Source organism: Nostoc sp. DedSLP03 (genome assembly GCF_034530815.1).
Taxonomy (GTDB): domain Bacteria; phylum Cyanobacteriota; class Cyanobacteriia; order Cyanobacteriales; family Nostocaceae; genus Nostoc.
This window is the reverse complement of the sequence record NZ_JAVRCK010000034.1, coordinates 58,970-78,786: the sequence shown is the minus strand read 5'-3', so window position 1 is coordinate 78,786 and position 19,817 is coordinate 58,970. Positions and strand designations below refer to the sequence as shown.

Here is a 19,817-nt window from a genome sequence, read left to right as displayed (position 1 = left end):
GCAGGGAGCAGGGAGCAGGGAGCAGGGAGCAGGGAGCAGGGAGCAGGGAGCAGGGGGAAAATTCTTCTCCTCTGCACCTTTCGCCCTGCCCCTCTGCCTCTTCCCCGGCTTACTGGTTAAACAAAGAGGCAATTCATCAATATCAGCCAGGATTGGGAGCCGAGGTAGTTGGTGGCTGGTGGTATCCTGAAGACGCCCAAGTTGATAATAAAGCTCTAGCTCATGTATTGCGGACGGCAGCTGAGTCTGTTGGTGTTGAACTCAAAGACGGTATTACAGTAGAAGCATTTTTACAACAGCAGGGACAGGTGGTTGGCGTGCAAACCAATGCTGGAATAATTCGCGCCACGCACTATATTTTAGCTTCAGGTGCTTGGTCAAATGAATTGTTACCGCTACCCGTGCTACCTAGAAAAGGACAAATGCTGAGTGTGCGGATACCAGAAGTTTCGCCGGAATTGCCTTTGAAGCGGGTTTTGTTCGGGCAGGATATTTACATCGTACCAAGACGCGATCGCCTGGTTATTGGCGCAACCAGTGAAGACGTTGGCTTTATGCCCAACAACACCCCAGAAGGTATTCAAAAATTACTACAAGCTGCCATCCGGCTGTATCCCCAATTAAAGCATTATCCCATTCAAGAATTTTGGTGGGGATTTCGCCCAACAACCCCTGATGAATTACCTATTCTTGGCACTAGCCACTGTCAAAATTTAACCTTTGCTACGGGTCATTACCGCAACGGAATTCTACTTGCGCCCGTAACCGCCGCTTTGATTGCCGATTTAATCTTAGAACAAAAATCTGACCCCCTACTTGCTGATTTTCACTATTCGCGTTTTCAGTCCAAGTCATCTACCTCCACCCCAATGCTGACTCACTCTGCTAATTTCTCTAACGGACATCACTCTGCTATATCTCCACTCCCCACGGATGCGATTAATCGCGTCTCTACCGATTCCCCACTAATTATCGCTGGCAAAACCTTCCAATCCCGCTTGATGACGGGAACTGGTAAGTATCGCAGCATTGAGGAAATGCAGCAAAGCGTCGCCGCCAGCGATTGCCAAATTGTCACCGTAGCAGTACGACGGGTACAAACCAAGGCTCCGGGACATGAAGGTTTAGCTGAAGCCTTGGATTGGACAAAAATCTGGATGTTACCCAATACCGCAGGTTGTCAAACTGCTGAAGAGGCGATTCGGGTGGCGCGTTTGGGGCGAGAAATGGCGAAATTATTGGGGCAAGAAGATAATAACTTTATAAAGTTAGAAGTAATACCCGACCTTAAGTATTTACTCCCAGACCCAATTGGGACATTGCAAGCAGCAGAACAACTAGTTAAAGAAGGCTTTGCAGTATTGCCCTATATCAATGCAGACCCGATGTTAGCCAAGCGCTTAGAAGAGGTAGGCTGTGCTACAGTCATGCCTTTGGCATCACCAATTGGTTCTGGACAAGGACTGAAAACAACTGCCAATATCCAAATAATTATCGAAAATGCAGGTGTGCCAGTGGTGGTAGATGCTGGTATTGGTTCGCCCTCAGAAGCCGCTCAGGCAATGGAATTGGGAGCAGATGCCTTGTTAATTAATAGTGCGATCGCTCTTTCCCCAAAACCAGCAGCAATGGCTCATGCGATGAATTTAGCGACAATTGCCGGTCGTCTAGCATACCTTGCCGGCAGAATGCCTATGAAAGATTACGCCAGTCCTAGTTCACCTCTAACTGGGACGATTACTAGTTAGAGAAAGAATAGGGCATGGGGCATGGGGTATGGGGCATGGAGAATAAACAGACAAGACAGACAAAGGGACAAGGCGACTTGAGTGAGAACTTGCAACAACTCTTTCCCTTGCCCTCAATTTTCCTTTTCTAATGCCCAATGCCCAATGACAAATGACAAATGACAAATGTAACGATTTATCTAGCAGTTTAAGACCAGATTTAGCATTTATGTAACATTAAATTAACGATAAAGATAAAGGAATTCATTCATGCCCTATACCAATGAAGAAGGCGGTCTTCTGAATAATTTTGCCCGGGAACCAAAGGTTTATCAAGCAGAACCTCTCACAGAAGGGCAAAAGCGAACTTATATCCTACTAGGAATTGCCGCTACAGCTTTGGTTGCCGGCTTGATTCTAGTCGCCTTCTTTGTTTCTAAGAGCAGTTGATCGTAAAACATTTTAAGAAAACTTCATCTTTTTTATAGTATTTCAGGTTCCGATTTTAAGAGGGGCCTGCTTTTTTATTTTTTGTTAAAATTGAACTAGGAATGAAAGTATATAATTATACTTTATCATTCCTACTATAATTGAAGGCTCAATATATCCACAGCAACACAACATCTACTTATTAAAAATCATTTTTATTATGACCAAAGAAAAAAAGGATGCAAGTCCCTGAATTTATTTATGGAAAAGAAAAAATGCAAAGCAACATTAATTCAAGCCCCCGGATTTATCTGTGGGGTCTTCAATTTTGAATTTTGAATTTTGAATTCCCCGCAGGGGTTGACTTTAGTCCACTTGAATGCACTCAGAAAGGTGATATGTACTATGTTTTGGCTTTTTAGCCGCTATGACCGTGAATGATACTGCACACAACAATAATTCTACTTGGAATAGGCAAGTATACCACCGCCTGAAACTTGCTTTAAGTCTTGGCTTACGACGACAAATTCTTTTGGCAGTTTGTGATGATTTATACTTAAGAAATCAGGTAGCAGCCCGTTTGCATTCTACATTGGCTTATCCTGTTGGACAGGTGCTATATCAATCATCAAATGCTCAGGAAAATAGCACTCCAGCTTATCCGCGATTAGTCACGTTGCGTTTGAATTTAAACGATCCCAATCCCATAATTCAGATTAATCAATGGTTGACTAATTACCCACCGCCAATTGTTGAGGCATCAAAAGATACTCCTGGAAGACCTTTTCCAGTACCAGCATTTCAGATTGTCGGCGTGGAACATCTTACGAAGCAACCAGTTGCAACACAGCGTTTATTTTTGCACTATCTCCGCTTAAGCGAACAATATTTCTCTACACAAGAATCCAACCAATTTCTAGAATCTAATTTGCTTTTGTGGATACCACGTCCTTGGTTGTCGGCTATTAAGCAATCAGCACCACAGTTTTGGCGTTGTCGTACTGGCGTATTTGTGTTTGCCGGAGAACCCACACCAACAACTCAGAATTTGGCCTATCCAGAACGTTTTTCACGTTCAGGAAGCTTGGATTTAGGGAATATTGAGCAGTCGATTCTAGATGAATCAGCTAATCAAGCAGAACTCAGAACCGCAGCCACTAAGTTCAAGTTTGAGAATAATTCAGATTTCCCAGTAGAGATACAAGGGAATCGCTTACACCAAACTGAGGAAGTTTCACCATCAACAGCAGATTTATTGAAGGCTACGCCACAACAACAGGAATCTACAAATCGGTCTGGTAGTGGGAGTAATAATCAATCGCTGTCGTCTTTATCTCATATTAGCAGTGAGTTAAGGGAGCTAGTAACAGCAACAATTAATACAAATACAACTCAAAATACAGAGGATTCTTTACAACCACAGCAGATTTTATTGGAGATTGAAGAATTACACGAAAAGCGAGTTTCAGAGGAGATACTGGCAGAGGCTTATCATCGCTTGGGTACTTTATACCGTCTTCGCATTGAGCAAGGAGAGGCAACTTTAGAAAACTTAATGGTGGCAATTATTGCTTATCAGGAAGCAATTAGCTATGACGAAAGCTCACCGCAACTCCCAGATATCTTGAATGATTTGGGTACACTCTACTGGATGCTATACCGCACACCACCCAATTCTGAAGAGGGACAAACTTATATAGAGCAGGCAATAGAATTTTATCAGTTGGCGTTAAAGATAATTTCGCCTCAGACACATTTGGAAACTTACGCTCGCGTACAAAATAATTTGGGGACAGCCTATGGTGATTTAGCTCGTTTCTCTCACCCAGCGGAAAATTGGCAGCAGGCAATTTTGGCTTACAGTGAAGCACTCAGCTACCGTACAGCTGAAATGGATTCATTAAAGTATGCGGCTTGCCAAAATAATTTGGGTACTGCCTACTGGCATTTAGGGCAATACAACCAACCGATTGTGCATTTAAAGAAAGCGATCGCAGCTTACAATGAAGCACTTGCACACTACAACCCAAAAGAGGAACCGCTCAAGTATGGCATGATTCAAAACAATATCGGTACTGCGTTTTGGAATCTGGCACAATACGAACAACCTGCTCAAAATCTCCAGCTAGCCATAGATGTTTATAGCGAAGCTCTCAAGTATCGCACTCCAGCTAATGTTCCCAGTGCCTGCGCCGCTACACAAAATAATCTGGGTACTGCTTACTGGCATCTAGCAAACCTATCTGAAACTACCAAAGAGGCACGGCAAAAATATCTGCAACTATGTATCAACGCTTATGAGGAAGCTATAGCTTTAGCTCACTCACTTAGCAGTACTTCTTTAAGTTTTGATTTGCTTGCCTCTCACAATAACCTGGGACTAGCACATTATCAGCTAGTAATAGATAAGTCTTTTAATATTGACAAAGCGACACGCTCTCAACACTTAGAAGTAGCATTAGATAACCATTTACAAGCCTTAAACGGATTAAGTAAACAACCAGAGGCTTATCAAACAACCTTTGCTTATGTGGTGAAAACTATTCGTGCTTTTCATAATGAGTTAGGGATACAGGGACAAAATCTGGCTTTATCTAAAGTTCCTAGCCAGTTGTTACCAGAGATTTTGTCAAAATTATGAATCCCATTGGTCTCCATAGTGCGGAGAATGTCAAAAAACTGTAACTTCATATCAGCTTGACAATTTATTGGTAAGTCAAGTAAGGTAGCGATGTTTACGACGGGCTACGCCTACGTAATTGCCTACGTAATTACTAGACTTCTTGCATAAATCAAAAAAGAACCCTAATCCGCTTTTGACTTACCTTAAAGTCTCCACTCTTGCTCAGAGGTAGCGTATTAGGGAAATTTTGCAATCGGTTTACTATTTTACTAATTACAAACTAGTGAAATATATTTTAACAAGTCATAATTTTAACTTCATAAATATAAATTATTCATTAAATTATTTTGAAATACACATAAATATTTTATAAAAAATACAAGAAGACATTGGCGTATTTTCCGTAAATTTACTAAGGTAGACTGAATACCTACTTGAAAGAAGCTCCAGAATGAACGTTTAAACCTAGAATTATGAAACTAAGCTTTGTTTTCGCTACTGCTATATCTAGTTTTTTTGTGAGTTCGGCCACAGGATTTAGTTTCTCTGGTCAAGCACAAGCTCTAACTTTTTCTGGCATCTCTAGTGCGACATGGGGAAATCCAACTCCAGGAAGCACCGATACTAATCCCATATATACAGGTGTGGGAAGTAACACATTCACTTGGGGTCAAGCTGATTTACCGCCAGGACTTCCAAATAAATTAACCTCTAATGGAACTTCCTTTTCTGCGGACATTAACTCTGTATTCAAAATAGCTGATTTAACTTACTTTAATGGTAAGGTACGCACTGATTCAAGCGTTGGATTTGTACCTTTAAATCTCAATCTATCTTTCAGCCCACCTGTGGAAACCAGCCAAGTTTTTGACTTCAACTTGCGTTTAGTAAATACACTTAACGACCCAAAAGATCCTGATAAGAGTGCAGACTTGGTATTTTTAGACACAAATTTGAGTAATCGCAATTTCACCTTTGGAAGTAATAAATATACCCTTGAGTTAATCGGTTTTAATCTAGACGGTCGCCAGATAAGTATTAAGGCTCTTGAAGAAGCTACAACTACAACAGCTATTTATGCCAAAATCAAAACTATACCCGAACCTACGTCAGTGTTGGGTCTATCATTGCTAGGGATATACCTGATATCTCGTAAAAATCCTTGGAACAGAAATACAGGGAATAGGGAATAGATATATACTAAGTTTTGTTCAAAAATTAAATAGGAGTGCTACATAACAATCCGATTTGATTTTTGAACTTATTTGCAGGGACAGATAAGAGGCAACAATCAAGAAGGCTCTTTCAATTGTACGGAGTTTTTTCATACAACCAAAAATTTGGGTGATAAAAATGTAGAGACGCGATTTGTCGGGTCTCTACAAGGGTTTAGCGTTTTTTGATATACGGGATGAATTGCGTCTTTATGCAGGGTTAGGTTGGGTTCGGTTTTGAAGTAGCTGGATAATTGCAGCTTTTTCTAAGATTCCAACTAGAACGCCATTCTCACGAATCACGGGAAGCACAGATAGTTTTTGTTGTTCGAGTAACTGCATGACTTCCAGCAGAGGTTGATCTGATTGGACTGTGGTAGATTCAGTAATTGGTCGCATGATTTCTTTAACTTGAGTTTCTGACCACAGTGTTGTGGGGATGGTTCTTAAATTATCAACTGCGTAGGCGTAGCCCACCGAAGGTATCGCACCTACTAATTGTCCATCATCATCAGTCACTAAGAACCGATGCCAGTTTTGTCCACTTATGACTCGCTCATCAGCAAACTCTCTTAAGGTAAGATTAGCAGATACAATCGGGCTGTCCTGAGTTACAGCATCTTCGGCTGTCAAACCTGTGAGTTTTTCTTGGACTCTGGCAAATTGAGCCGAATTACCAGCATTTTGCAACAAGAAGAAGCCAATTAACAAGTTCCAGAAGTTACCGGAGTTGCCAAATAATAATAGAGGAAGTACACCAGAAAGAATTGCTACCCAACCAAAAATTTGTCCGACTCGACTCGCAAAGGTGACACCTTTATAAGGATTACCTGTAATTTTCCAAACAATTGCTTTCAGTATATTTCCGCCATCTAAGGGCAAGCCAGGAATCAGGTTAAATAGCGCTAATGCCAAGTTAACAGAAGCTAGAACACCAAGAATTGCAGCTAACGGCCCTGATGCAGCAGTAGTAACACCAATAGCTGTAACGATACCGCATAGTAGTAAACTTACCATTGGGCCTGCGATCGCTACCCAGAAAGCTTCACCTGGAGTTTTCGACTCTTTTTCTAAGCTCGCCAAACCGCCAAATATAAACAGTGTGATGGATTTAACATCAATCCCTTGACCAATCGCAACAAAACTGTGGCCTAATTCATGGGCGACGACAGAGGCAAATAACATCAGCGCTGTCATCAATCCTAGTAGCAAAGCCAATCCCGCAGACAATTGGGGAAATTGCGCCGCCAGTCCACTGCTATAGCTCCAAGTTACTAAACCCAGAACTAAAAACCATGACGGATGGATATAGAAGGGAATTCCGAAGAGATTACCAACGCGAATTGTGCCATTCATGTCGTTCACCTTTGATTTCAGCTTCGAGAGGTTTGCTTTCATCCTTCTCGATGTCTTTATTGTAACGAAAGGTTAAGAGATTTTAATCTTGATAGCGGTAGTGGTGTCCGTCGGTAAAGGTGCGGTTATTGGGAATATTGAGAGCATCCAAATTCAAAAACCTTGGATCGCGTCGATAGCGCATTTCGATACATTTTTTTGTACTAATACTGCTCTATACTCCAATACAGTTCAGTTAAGCTTTTTTCTTTCCCCCTGCTTCCCCTGCCTCCCCTGCTCAAGAACAGCCTGCCTTAACAGATAAATTTGCTTAACCCAAGCGTATTACTCTATACCCACAACTTCTGTCTAAAATGGGGTGCTCAACAACCCTCCTGGTAATAAAAAGGACAGTCCACTGTACCCTCGCACGAGCTAAACATGAATAGTCCACCAGGCAGGATCGCTGAACTAGGCAACCCCAATCGTTAATAACTGAGGAATCAAACAGAGGTTAAAGACAGTTTAAGTCGTATAAAAACGGATTTGTATCCAACGTGTGGGATACACGTTCAACTTCCGAATTTGTGCTCATCTCAGACTGCCTATTTTTACATTTAAACCCAATGTCCCCGCAGCATATAGTATCGCTTTGTTGACTAACTCAGCCCCCGCTTTTTCGGGTGAACCGACATCGAATGGAGGAGCTGGATCGTACTCCATTAATAGTTGAGCGATCTTGGCGGCTTCTTCACCACAAAGGACTTCAGCGATCGTTAGACCAAAATCAATGCCTGCCGTAACCCCCCCACCAGTTATACGATTTCGGTCAATCACAACTCGCTCCGTTCCGACCTCAACGCCCAACGTTGCGAGTTGTTCACGCATCATCCAGTGAGTCGCCGCTCGATAGCCTTGTAGTAGTCCTGCCTTTGCTAAAAACTCAGACCCACCGCACACAGAGGTGATGAACTTTGCTGTGCTCCCCTGTTTGTGGAAAAACTCAAGCACTTCTGGATCGTTTACTACTGCACTCTGTCCTAAACCGCCGCCAACGCAGATCGCGTCTAAAGGTGGGCAATTTTCAAAGGTGGTATCGGGCAAAATCATCATTCCATCATCGGTTTTGATCGGGTCTAAAGCTTTCCAGATGCGGTGGATCTGGACACTAGGAAGCGAATTAAAAACTGTCTGGGGTCCCACAATATCAAGTGCTGTCATGCCAGGATAAAGTACCAAGCCAATAATATGTTTTTGTGAGTAAGTCATGAATCAATCTCCTGATGAAAGTTGCTATGAAATCTATCCTTAAAGAATTGAAAGTTAAGGATTTAGTCTTGGTTGTGGTTAGGAAATACAATGCGAAATGTTCGATGAACTAGGGTTGTAGAAATAGAAAATAAGGAAAAGCCGATAAGTGGATGGAAGACTGCTAAAGGAAAAGAAGTCTTCAAGTGAATTGTGAGAAATTGCAGTCCTAGCAGCACTGGAATACCTGCTGTAAGGCGCTGGACTTTTGAAGGAAACGGCATTAGAAACACCCATATCAACAAAATTAGTGAGAGTCCGCTATATCCTCGCACGAGCCAGATATGTAGGTTCCACCAATCAGAGTTGTAAAAGTAAGCCAGTCCAACACTGAATACTTGGATTGCTAAACAGAGATTAAAAAACACTACTGCGATCAAAAAACTAATTTGAATCCAGCGCCCGGATATCTGTGTATCATCAATCCCAGGATTTAGAGTCATGGTTAAGTAATCCAAAAAAAGCAAATAAATTAGTCATTGGTCATTAGTCATTGATAAAGAGTTTTTTGGTACATACCTCGCAAGAGAGTGCCCAAAAAAACTAATGACAAATGACAAATGACTAAAGCTAAGATAAGTCTGGTTGCTATACTGCGCCTAGACCTCGAAAGGGTACAATTTGCCAATCATGATTGCCTTACAAGCTCTGTTTCATGCAATTGCTCAAGCTAAAGATGAAGAGACGTTGCGATCGCACATACGCAACGAAATGAGTGAATATTTTTCAGCTACACGATGTGGGCTGTTTTTCTTTGCTCAAATTCCTCTAGCTAACAGCAAGCTCCAAAAAGCAGTGGAAACCGCATTATCACCCCAACACAACCCAGTTGCACGCTACTTGCTAGAACATCATGCCCCTGTTCATGAAGCTTTGGTAGTAGAACCGAAAACATGGAAGTTGATTTGTCCTCGTGCCGATCACTGGCACGTTATGGCAGGGCCAATTGTCAGCAATGGTCAGTTAGTAGGCGCAATAGGTTTTACTCGTCAGCAAGGAATGCCTGCATTTGATTCACAAAATCTTACAGATTTGAGTGCGCTTTGTTTGCATATTTCTACTTGGGTGGCAATGGCGCGGCAATATCCACAAATATTACAGACAGAGCGTTTAACGCCTCGTGAAATGCAAATTGCTGACTTGGTGGCTCAAGGGCAAACCAATGCAGAAATTAGTGCTGAACTTTGGATTACTGAAAACTCTGTCAAGCAAGCCTTAAAAAGGATGTTTCGCAAGCTTGAGGTTTCATCTCGGACTCAGATGGTTGCAAAGCTTTCCACAATTTCAAAATAGGTATTGCTGAATCAAGAGATAACCAACACCAGGTATTTGATCTCCTGGCAACTCTCCCTGCTGAAGTTGTTCGATAACAGGTTGTATATCATTCTGAATACTGCGATATTTCTTAGCAAGAGCGCGTAGATTTCGGTTGAAGGTTGGAGCAAGTTGTTGGTTTATCCAAGTCATTGCGATCGCTTCATCGGTTTCTATCGCCTGCTCTACTCGTGTTTTAGCCATTCAATTCAAACGGTTGAAAAATCAATATTTTCGTAAAGTTCTGCAATTTGAATTTGCAACTCAAAGGTACTCAAAGAAAGGGTGACAGATGGATCGTCATATTCTGAAAATAGCCACTGATGAGCGGCTTTTTTAACATGATGCTCAACGTGTATGCGATATTGATCGATCAGTAAATATTCTTGGAAGGTAGGAATTTTACGATAGGCAACAAATTTCTCACCTCGGTCATAGTTTTGGGTGGACTTAGACAACACTTCAGCGATAAAGCAGGGGTTCACCACGGTATCTTTGCGTCCAGCTTGAAGTTCTAAGGATTTAGGCAGAACCATCACATCGGGATAGGTATATAGGCTGGCACTAGGAATCCAAAGTCGTTGATCGGCATAAAAAGTCCGGTAGTCTTTGCCTTTTAGGGCAGATTTAAGCAAAATATACAAGTTTCCAGCAATATCATTGTGGTTGGGTGTTCCACCTGTCATAGGGACAATTTCTCCATCACGGTATTCGTTGCGGATATCGGAGGCGATTTCAAGCTCCAGGTACTCTTCAACGGTGTAGTGTTTTGTCTCAGGTTGAGCAATCATGTCAGTTTTACCCCCAAGGCTTCAAGTTGTTGGTTTATCCAAATTGTGGCTGTCGTTTCATCAGTCTCAATCGCACGTTCTACTCCTGTTTTAGCAATTTCTAGCAGTTGTTTGGATTGCTCTCGCGCTTGGCGAGATGCTCTGACCTTTTCTGTGATTTTCTGGCGAATAGGGGACATCCAAAAATTACATTACTCAATTTTTGCATCCAATAGGAGCAGGGGGACAAGGTAGACAAGGTAGCAATACCTCTCCCTTGTCTCCCCCCTCTCCCAAGTCTCTCCAAAGCGATTGATTATTTTTTTATTTGGAAGTCCCTAGATTCTTGCGGTAGCGCGATCGGAATGTTTAACAAATCTTCAGTAGAAATTGCCGGATACATACTGGCAGTCGTATGAAGATCGAGGATTTCGCAGACAATGGGCGATCGCAGTTCTCTATAAAACTAGCCTCACCTTTTACTACTGCGAATTTGCCAATAGATTTTAATGCGGCTAAACTCGGATAATTTTTTGTGTGGAAGCCCCGCTTCCACACAACAAGAATCTCAATCTAGGTAGGTAGGTAGCGGTTTACAAGTATTCGGGTCGCCGCCGAGATAGGTGCAAAATAGAACACGTTGTAATGGCTTAGGTATCGACTTATGCTGCAATTTTCTCCATCTGCTGAGAAATTTTCTGCAACATCGGGGTAATTAGATCGGCGGGTACAGGGCAACTGAAGTAGTAACCCTGACCTTCATCACATCCCAGCATTTTCAGGTAGTCAAGCTGTTCTTGGGTTTCCACACCCTCTGCTGTGATGTTCAACCGCAGGCTTTTTGCCAGGGCAATAATCGCATTCGTGACGGCAGCACTATCAGGATTGGACGTGACATCCTGTACAAATGACCGATCGATCTTGAGCATATTCACAGGAAAGCGCTTCAAGTAGTTGAGGGAGGAATAACCAGTACCGAAGTCATCTAGAGCCAAGCATATACCCAGTTCTCGTAATTGTTTTAAGGTTTTAATTGATCGCTCCATATCAGCCATCAAGAAGCTTTCTGTCACTTCCAATTCCAGATAAGATACTTGAAGTCCAGTTTCCTCAAGAATTTGACTGACAACCTCAACCAAATTTGGTAGTTCAAACTGTCGGGCTGACAGATTTACAGATATCCGAATTGGGTTAAATCCAGCAAGCTGCCAAGCACGGTTTTGGGCACAAGCAATTCGCAAGACCCATTCACCAATTGGTAGGATCAAACCATTGGCTTCAGCAATGGGAATAAACTTTGTTGGAGAAACCAAACCTAATGTAGGATGCTGCCAGCGAACCAACGCTTCCATAGCTGTAATTTGTCCGCTGTGTAAATCAATCAGAGGTTGATAATAAACCAGCATTTCATTGCGCTCAAGCGCTCCACGTAATTCATTTTCTAAAGTTATTCGCTCCTGCAACTGAGCATTAATCTCCGGCGAATAGAATTGGTATTTGCTACGCCCTTGCTGCTTCGCTTGGTACAGTGCGATATGAGCCTGTTGCAAAAGTTGATCTACGCTATTACGCTCATTTATTCCATTAATTGTGATGCCGATGCTGGCGGTAATATGAATCAAGTTACCCTGTATAGAAAAAGGTTTGTTCAGAGTACTTAATACCATTTGAGATAGCTTAATCACACTTTCAAAAGAAACAATGTCTATGTGGGCAATGGCAAATTCATCTTCACTCAAATGGGCAAGAATATCTGTTTGTGTCATACAGAGTGATAACCTCTGAGCGACTGCTCTTAACAACGAATTTGTTGTTTCATGCTCCAAACCATGACTCATCGCAGTGAAATCATCAATACCCAACAAAAAGACTGCTACAAAGCGCTGGTTATTTTCAGGTTGAGATAGAGTCTGATGGAGGCGATCGCGAAATAAATCGCGATTGGGTAATCCAGTTAGATCGTCATAATTACTGATGTAATGAATTAATTCATCTAATTTGTAAAGAGTTTGTGAAGTATCCGCCATCAATGTACCGGCTTCATCAGCAAAATCTGTGGGCAATTCAGGTAAGGTTTTGGTGTTTAGATAATTTTGCAATGCCGCAGATGTCAAAATAACCGGTTTGAGCAGGTGGTGTAGTGCGTAGAGAGTGGCGGCTGTACCCGCTAAAGTAGCCAACAGAGCAATAAGCATCACTCGAATCGCCATCTCCAAGGAATAGGAGTTTGAGATAACGAAACTCAAGAGTAAGCTTAGAAGTGGTATGTGAGTACCCAAAAATGCCACCAACATGATTTTAGCGGTGTAACTTTTTTTGAGTAATGGAAAACTAGCTAGGAACGAGTATAGATTAAGCTTGTGATTGAGCTTCATAGATTTTGTTTGATAGTTGGTAAATTAGTTCCGAGCTATTCTGATAAAAAAGTATTTTTAATTTACATTCCAGTAAAATTAGCTCTCATGGAACCCAACCCTGACAAGGTTATATATTATGCTTCCCAATTTAGACTCTTACTTAATATGCATTACGATAAAGTTTCTGTAAAACTTATTCCACAAGCAATTGAATAATCAAAACTTTATTAAGTGTTACACTGTCAGTCGTTATACAAGTTTAATATGAAGCTGTAAGAAAAAGTTTTGTAATGCGATTTTGTTGAACGGACGGACTAACTTTTATTTAAGTTAATTCTATCGAGCTAAATATAAGCATTATTTTCTATCGCTCCTAGCACATAAAAATAAGAAATAATTCTTTTTTTGGTCTTATGGATAGCACTTTTTATTCGATTAATCAATGCAATTAGTCTTAGAAATACAATCAAAAAAATGCAACACTATAAAGACCCTGAACTAAGATTTTAGTAAATTAAAGAAGTAGAATAAAGTTTCCTTATTAGCAAAGGTAGCATAGAGACTCAGACAGGAATGGTACTAAGAAAAGATACAGCCCTCGATCTGACTGGTTAAGAGTCTCTAGGCTCTTAACTCATTCTTGTCAGCTCCGCCTCCAGTAGCTTGACAAGAGGCAGAAGCCCACTTTAAATATATTCCCAGCCTCCAGGCTGGGAACAAGACAACATAAACCTTTGGGCTTTACAAGCGTGCCATTCGGCTCCGACAGTTAATGCCGATCGCCTCAGTTAGCTTTATAAGGGATGCTCCCAGATAATCCTTGCGCCAAAACATCTGCAAAGCTTGCTCTAAAGCTTCGTCAATATCGAAAGCGCAAGGAAATCCTTGCGACTTAATTAGATTTTTCCGTTTTCATACCTATAAGTATAAAACTTCCTTGACACCAAGACTTAATCAAGGGATACTTTTTGTATCGATTGGTAAATAAGCATTTTGTTGGTAACTATTATGCTCACCAAAGCACCAGATGCCAGCCATTTGATCGATGGTGGGTTTACAGCTTGAACGATATGCGATCGAACTCGCAATCACTAAACCTTATTCAAAAGAACATCGTTATGTCACAAAAGCTCTCAGAAAAAGTCGCGCTCATTACAGGTGGCACCAGCGGCATCGGTCTTGCGACTGCCAAGCGATTCGTTGCCGAAGGTGCATATGTTTTCATCACGGGTCGTCGTCAGCATGAACTTGATGCCGCCGTCAAAGAGATCGGTAAAAACGTCACTGGCGTTCAAAGCGATGTTTCTCTTCTTACAGACCTCGATCGCCTTTACACCACGATTGAGCAAGAGAAAGGTCGCCTTGAGATCATTTTCGCCAATGCTGGAGGTGGGGAATTTGCCCCGCTTGGATCGATTACTGAGGAACACTTTGACAAAACCTTTAACACCAACGTCAAAGGTCTGCTTTTCACTGTACAGAAGGCATTGCCTTTGTTGTCAGAGGGAGCTTCAATTATCCTCAATGCTTCGATTACTTCTATTAAAGGCAACCCAGCATTCAGCGTTTACAGCGCCACCAAAGCCGCCGTGCGCTCGTTTGCACGCAACTGGACACTCGATCTCAAAGAGCGCAAAATTCGTGTTAATGCCATCAGCCCTGGTGTCGTACCTACTGCTGGCTACAATCTTCTGGGACTAACTGAGGAGCAGGTACAGGAATTTATAGCAAGTCAGGCTGACAATATCCCCCTTGGGAGGGTGGGTACACCAGACGAGATTGCTAAAGCTGTTGTCTTCCTTGCATCAGATGACAGCAGCTTTGTCAACGGCATCGAACTCTTCGTCGATGGGGGCATGGCGCAGATTTGAAGTGTTCTCAAAGCGGTCAGCAACCTAAAAAACAGGCTGTTTCTGGTTCGCTGAATGCTCAACTCAAATAACTGTGTGCCATTAATTCTGCAACAAATTATTCCAGCTGATTGCCAGAAAAGAGCCGATTTGTAACTTGCTCCAACACCTTTAATGCTGTCAATGAACCTCGAATCAACCGAGTAGCGGCAAAAGGTTGTCGAAGCATGGCGATCGCTAACAAAAAAGGGTTTAGAGAGCCATCAGAGTTGATTGCTGGTGTGAGATCGGGGATATTATGCTGACAATCGTCGCTAACTACTCGCAGCGTTGCCACTGACACCCCAGCCGCATTGAAAAATTCTAAAGCGGTAAATCCTTCCATATCAACAACATCAGCCGCCAAAGTCTTACCCAAATGGCGTTTTTCGGCAGCAGACCAAATTATGCGATCGCTTGTTAGTGACTTGACTAATAAGGCTTTTTCTGATAAATAAGAGTGCAATTGTGCTGTGAAAGTGCGATCGCATTCTTGCTGTTTCCCCTGATAAATACAATTTTGATACAGCACAAGATCGCCAACTGTATAGCGATCGCTCAAGCTGCCACATATACCCATAATTAGGACTCTGGATTTTGGAGTCAGAAATTGTCCTTGTTGCAGGTATTTGAGTAAAGATTTCATCCCAACAGGTATGGCTAATACTGTTGGGATGGAGGCAGTAATGCCGCTTAATCCGCGACACACAGCTTTATATTCTGCTCCTTGAGGCACCAAAATTGTATTGATGGGCAAAAAATTAGGCACTAGTCTCGATAGTTTTAAGTTTTAACGGTCAATTAATGTTTAGAGTAGATAGGCAATAAGATTGCTCACCGTCGCGGCGCAACAATAACTACTGCTTGCCTTAAAGATTTGGTCATATCTAAGTGACAATAAGTAATATTGCCGTTTAGTTGTAACCAAAACTCGCAAACCGAAGATGATTGCTGTAGCATGACTAAATAATTGTGTCACCCACACGATAATTTTCCAAGATGGTAAAGCTTCATAACTCCAAATCCGCACGAGAACTCTTCAATATTTCCAAATTGGCGATTCAATTTTCGTGGTTGACGGTGAGTTTTTGGATTGCCGTAACGGTAGCTGGTGTTCTGGCTTTCAGTTCCCTTAAATATGCCTTGTTTCCAGATATTACTTTTCCAGTGGTGGTTGTAAATGCTACAGCTCCCCTGACAGCTGCTCTGGATACAGAAGCGAAGCTTACCAAACCCCTAGAAGAACGCCTCCGCTCCCTTGAAGGACTGGAGAATATCCGCTCATCAACCTATCCTAGTCAAACAGCTGTTGCCCTTTCTTTTGCGGTTGGGACAAATTTAGAAACATCGACCAAAAAGGTTGAAACTGCCCTAAAGCAGCTAACTTTACCTCAAGGAGCGACTTCTAAAATTATTCCTCTGAATCTAAACGAGTCAGCCGCCATTAGTTATGCCATAGAGAGTCCCACGCGGAATCTCAAAGATTTGACGAAATTAGCGCAAGATGAGATTGTCAGTGCGATCGCTAAATTACCAGGAGTATTAAAAGTCTCACTACTAGGCGCTGCGACTGCAACTCCTCCGATAAATCCAGCAAATGCGAGTGCAACGGTTCCCCAAGGTGGGGCAACATTAGTCCGGTTTAACGGTGAAGATGCACTTGCATTTCAGGTAATCAAACGCGGTAATGCTAATACTTTGGAAGTAGTGAGTCAAGTTGAGAAAGAAGTTCAAAGGCTACGCTTTACCCTCAAAGATGTCAAACTCACCTTAGCGGCTACCCAAGCAGAATATATCCGCCAAGCCACCCAGTCAACCATCGATGCTTTGCTGGAAGCAGTCTTGTTGTCAATAGTGGTAATTTTTCCTTTTTTATGGAATTGGCGGGCAACTCTGATCTCTGCCTTAGCGATTCCCACGTCTTTGCTGGCGACATTTATCGTCATGGCGATTTTCGGCTTCAACCTGGAAACAATCACCCTGCTGGCTTTAGCTTTGGTGATTGGTAGCATTGTTGATGATGCGATCGTGGATGTGGAAAATATCATGCGACACGTTGACGATGGGGAAACTCCTCGCCAAGCAGCGCTTTTAGCGACAAATGAGATTGGGTTGACAGTTACCGCCGCCACTTTAACAGCAGTAGCAGTTTTTCTACCCATAGGTTTAATGGGTGGGGTAATTGGTCAGTTCTTCAAGCCTTTTGGCATCACTGTATCCGCGGCGATGCTTGCTTCTATGCTAGTTGCTCGGACTTTATCTCCAGTTCTGGCCATCTACTGGCTCAAACCTAAATCCTCACTCTCCCCGCGTCGAGAAGCAAAAATATGGGTGGCGTTTACCCAATCTTACAGAAATTTGCTCAGTTGGTCTTTGAATCACCGCAAGATAGTTATCGGGTTAGCTGTACTCAGTTTCATTGCAGGTATAGCACTGATTCCACTAATTCCCAAAGGATTTATTCCCAAACTAGATCGCGGCGAATTTAATATTGCTTATACGGCTCCTTTGCCGAGTATTCCTAGTGGACGAGAGGGGCAGGAGGGCAGAGAGGCAGAGGGGCAGGGGAGCAGGGGAGCAGGGGAGCAGGGGATAAATCCTAGTCTCCAGTCTCAAATTCCCAATCCCTTGAACGATTCTCTTGAAGTTGCAAAGAAATTAGAAAATGTAGTCAGAAAATCATCGGCAGTTGAAACGGTATTTACCACTGTTGGTTCTCGTGAGGGTGAACCAAATAAAGGGACACTATATGTAAAGTTAAAGGAAAACCGCACAATTACAACTGCGGAATTACAAGACCAGTTGCGCTCCTCCTTACCTGTTATTTCTGGGGTAACTACTAGTGTTGAAGATATTCAATTTGTCGATTCTGGCGGTCAAAAACCCCTGCAAATAGCATTACAAGGTGATAATCTCCAAGCTTTGAGCAAAGCAGTCAAAGCAATTAAAGAAAGGATTCAAAGGCTACCGGGATTCGCTGATGTCACAGTTACAGGTGAAACGAATCCACAGGGCACGGTTTTTCAGATCGAGCGTCTGAATAATCAGCGGGTGGCCTACATCAGTGCTAATCTTGGCAAGGATCTGTCTTTGGGTGATGCCACTGACAAAGTGGTAGCTGAAGCAAACGCGGTGTTACCCTCTAATGTTTCTTTAAATTTAGGAGGAGACTCTGCTAACCAAAATAAGGTTTTTAGCAGTTTCGGCAGTACTTTAGCTTTATCTGCCTTATGCATTGTTGTGGTACTAATTTTACTATTCAAAAGCTGGGTAGACCCTTTAGTTATTGGTGTCTCTTTGCCTTTAGCACTAGTGGGGGCAATGTTGGCGCTACTAATTACCAAGAGCGACTTTGGTATGATCTCATTGATCGGTTTCGTCTTTTTACTAGGGCTGGCAAATAAAAATGCGATTTTGCTTGTAGATTATATCAACCAGTTACGCAATGCTGGCTTAGACCGTACAGAGGCGATTCTCAACACCGGATTAGTGCGCCTCAGACCAATTATGATGACCACGGCCTCCACTATTTTAGGGATGCTGCCGATCGCATTAGGTTTGGGTGCTGGTTCCGAATTGCGATCGCCGATGGCTGTAGCGATCGCAGGTGGACTAGTAACTTCAACTATCCTCAGTTTGATTGTTGTGCCAGTCGTCTACACCATTTTGGATGATTGGTTTCCCCGATTTAAGAAGAGGGGGAGCAGCACTTCGGCTACGCTCAGTGACCAAGGAGCAGGGGAGCAGGGGGGAAGTTGATGCAGGTTTTTGTCACGGGGGGGACGGGTTTTATTGGCGCCCATTTGGTACGGTTGCTCCAACAGGAAGGATATGCCGTCAAAGCACTGGTACGCTCAACCAGCAATTTGGAGAATCTACGCGGTTTGGATGTGGAAATTGTCAAAGGCGATTTGAACAATCCAAATCTCTGGCAACAAATGGCAGGTTGTCAATACCTATTTCATGTCGCAGCCCATTATTCCCTCTGGCAAACAGACCGTGAATTACTCCACCGTCACAATGTTCTGGGTACGCGCAATGTATTGGCAGCAGCTCGCAAAGCTAATATTGAGCGCACCGTCTACACGAGTTCAGTGGCAGCGATTGGGGTAGGATCGTCAGGGGAAGTTGTGGATGAAACACATCAGAGTCCCTTAGAAAAGTTGGTGGGTGACTACAAAAAGTCTAAGTTTCTGGCTGAACAAGAAGCGATGCAAGCCGTTGCTACAGGTCAGGAAGTAGTTATTGTCAATCCCAGCAGTCCGATTGGCTCGTTGGATATCAAACCTACCCCGACGGGTGATATAATCTTGCGGTTTTTACGACGGCAAATGCCCTTTTACTTGGATACTGGTCTAAATTTTATCGACGTGCGGGATGTGACATGGGGGCATTTACTGGCTTTGCAACGGGGTAAATCTGGCGATCGCTATATCTTAGGTAATCAAAACCTCAGTCTTAAGCAACTACTCGAACAACTCGCCGATATCACAGGTCTGAGCGCACCTCAACAAACAGTACCCGCTTGGTTGCCCCTGAGTGTTGCCTGGGTTGATGAAAAAATTCTCGCACCATTGGGTAAATCGCCCTCAGTGCCATTGGATGGCGTGCGGATGGCGAAACAACCTATGTATTACAATGCTTCCAAGGCTGTACGAGAGTTGGGTCTACCCCAATCTTCGCTAAACGCCGCACTCAAAGATGCTGTGGATTGGTTTGTTGCTCAAGGATATGTCAACCCCTCTGGGAAATTCAAAATTCAAAATTCACGCATTCAAAACTGAAGACCCCACAGATAAATCTTGGGGTTGAAAAAGTGGTGCATTTATCTTTAAAAGAGGAGCGATCGCA

The 19,817-nt window shown here is 42.8% G+C and carries 16 protein-coding genes; 8 read left to right on the top strand and 8 right to left on the bottom strand.

The features are described 5' to 3' along the window. From RM368_RS17835 to RM368_RS17820, 4 genes are all read left to right on the top strand, one after another. Positions 1-1,748: thiazole synthase (locus RM368_RS17835; RefSeq protein WP_322695292.1), on the top strand; the 1,748-nt coding region annotated here is incomplete at its 5' end. A gap of 249 nt (positions 1,749-1,997) precedes the next feature. After that, positions 1,998-2,177, top strand: a complete 180-nt coding sequence (gene psb34 / locus RM368_RS17830) for a photosystem II assembly protein Psb34 (protein ID WP_292858262.1) — start codon at positions 1,998-2,000, stop codon at positions 2,175-2,177. 406 nt (positions 2,178-2,583) lie between these two features. Beyond that, positions 2,584-4,797, top strand: a complete 2,214-nt coding sequence (locus tag RM368_RS17825; protein ID WP_322695291.1) for a tetratricopeptide repeat protein — start codon at positions 2,584-2,586, stop codon at positions 4,795-4,797. A gap of 455 nt (positions 4,798-5,252) precedes the next feature. Continuing rightward, entirely contained in the window at positions 5,253-5,972 is a 720-nt protein-coding gene (locus RM368_RS17820) for a choice-of-anchor K domain-containing protein (protein WP_322695290.1), read from the top strand. Positions 5,973-6,203: 231 nt separating this feature from the next. On the opposite strand, the gene RM368_RS17815 is transcribed toward RM368_RS17820, so the two are convergent. The 3 genes from RM368_RS17815 to RM368_RS17805 form a co-directional block, all read right to left on the bottom strand. Then, complete coding sequence (locus RM368_RS17815; RefSeq protein WP_322695298.1) at positions 6,204-7,349, bottom strand: site-2 protease family protein; 1,146 nt, start codon at positions 7,347-7,349, stop codon at positions 6,204-6,206. Between the two features lie 570 nt (positions 7,350-7,919). Next, entirely contained in the window at positions 7,920-8,597 is a 678-nt protein-coding gene (locus RM368_RS17810) for a DJ-1/PfpI family protein (RefSeq protein WP_322695289.1), read from the bottom strand. Between the two features lie 62 nt (positions 8,598-8,659). Continuing rightward, on the bottom strand, positions 8,660-9,079 hold the full coding sequence (locus RM368_RS17805) for a DUF6220 domain-containing protein (protein ID WP_322695288.1): 420 nt from the start codon (positions 9,077-9,079) through the stop codon (positions 8,660-8,662). Between the two features lie 187 nt (positions 9,080-9,266). Here RM368_RS17805 and RM368_RS17800 point away from each other — a divergent pair, with 187 nt between their 5' ends. Continuing rightward, a complete protein-coding gene (locus RM368_RS17800) occupies positions 9,267-9,929 on the top strand; it encodes a LuxR C-terminal-related transcriptional regulator (RefSeq protein ID WP_322695287.1) in 663 nt (220 codons plus the stop codon). Here RM368_RS17800 and RM368_RS17795 read toward each other — a convergent pair. The 4 genes from RM368_RS17795 to RM368_RS17780 all read right to left on the bottom strand — a co-directional run bounded on the left by RM368_RS17795 (position 9,921) and on the right by RM368_RS17780 (position 13,095). Next, complete coding sequence (locus tag RM368_RS17795; RefSeq protein ID WP_322695286.1) at positions 9,921-10,154, bottom strand: hypothetical protein; 234 nt, start codon at positions 10,152-10,154, stop codon at positions 9,921-9,923. The genes RM368_RS17800 and RM368_RS17795 overlap by 9 nt on opposite strands. Positions 10,155-10,159: 5 nt before the next feature. After that, positions 10,160-10,741, bottom strand: coding sequence for a Uma2 family endonuclease (locus RM368_RS17790; protein WP_322695285.1), 582 nt, complete (start codon positions 10,739-10,741; stop codon positions 10,160-10,162). After that, positions 10,738-10,920, bottom strand: coding sequence for a hypothetical protein (locus RM368_RS17785; RefSeq protein ID WP_322695284.1), 183 nt, complete (start codon positions 10,918-10,920; stop codon positions 10,738-10,740). The genes RM368_RS17790 and RM368_RS17785 overlap by 4 nt, the downstream gene beginning before the upstream one ends. A 462-nt stretch (positions 10,921-11,382) precedes the next feature. Beyond that, entirely contained in the window at positions 11,383-13,095 is a 1,713-nt protein-coding gene (locus RM368_RS17780; protein ID WP_322695283.1) for a bifunctional diguanylate cyclase/phosphodiesterase, read from the bottom strand. Positions 13,096-14,195: 1,100 nt separating this feature from the next. Between RM368_RS17780 and RM368_RS17775 the strand changes: the two genes are divergently transcribed. Further along, complete coding sequence (locus RM368_RS17775) at positions 14,196-14,948, top strand: SDR family oxidoreductase (RefSeq protein ID WP_322695282.1); 753 nt, start codon at positions 14,196-14,198, stop codon at positions 14,946-14,948. Between the two features lie 97 nt (positions 14,949-15,045). Here RM368_RS17775 and RM368_RS17770 read toward each other — a convergent pair whose 3' ends face one another. Continuing rightward, positions 15,046-15,735: a phosphorylase gene (locus RM368_RS17770; RefSeq protein ID WP_322695281.1), complete on the bottom strand. Its 690-nt coding sequence runs from the start codon at positions 15,733-15,735 to the stop codon at positions 15,046-15,048. Between the two features lie 230 nt (positions 15,736-15,965). On the opposite strand from RM368_RS17770, the gene RM368_RS17765 reads away from it, so the two are divergent. Both RM368_RS17765 and hpnA read left to right on the top strand, forming a co-directional pair. Continuing rightward, positions 15,966-18,725 carry an efflux RND transporter permease subunit gene (locus RM368_RS17765; protein WP_322695280.1) on the top strand — a complete coding sequence of 920 codons (2,760 nt, stop codon included), beginning with the start codon at positions 15,966-15,968 and terminating at the stop codon, positions 18,723-18,725. Next, on the top strand, positions 18,725-19,750 hold the full coding sequence (hpnA, locus tag RM368_RS17760) for a hopanoid-associated sugar epimerase (protein ID WP_322695279.1): 1,026 nt from the start codon (positions 18,725-18,727) through the stop codon (positions 19,748-19,750). The genes RM368_RS17765 and hpnA overlap by 1 nt, the downstream gene beginning before the upstream one ends. The last annotated feature ends 67 nt before the right edge of the window (positions 19,751-19,817 follow it).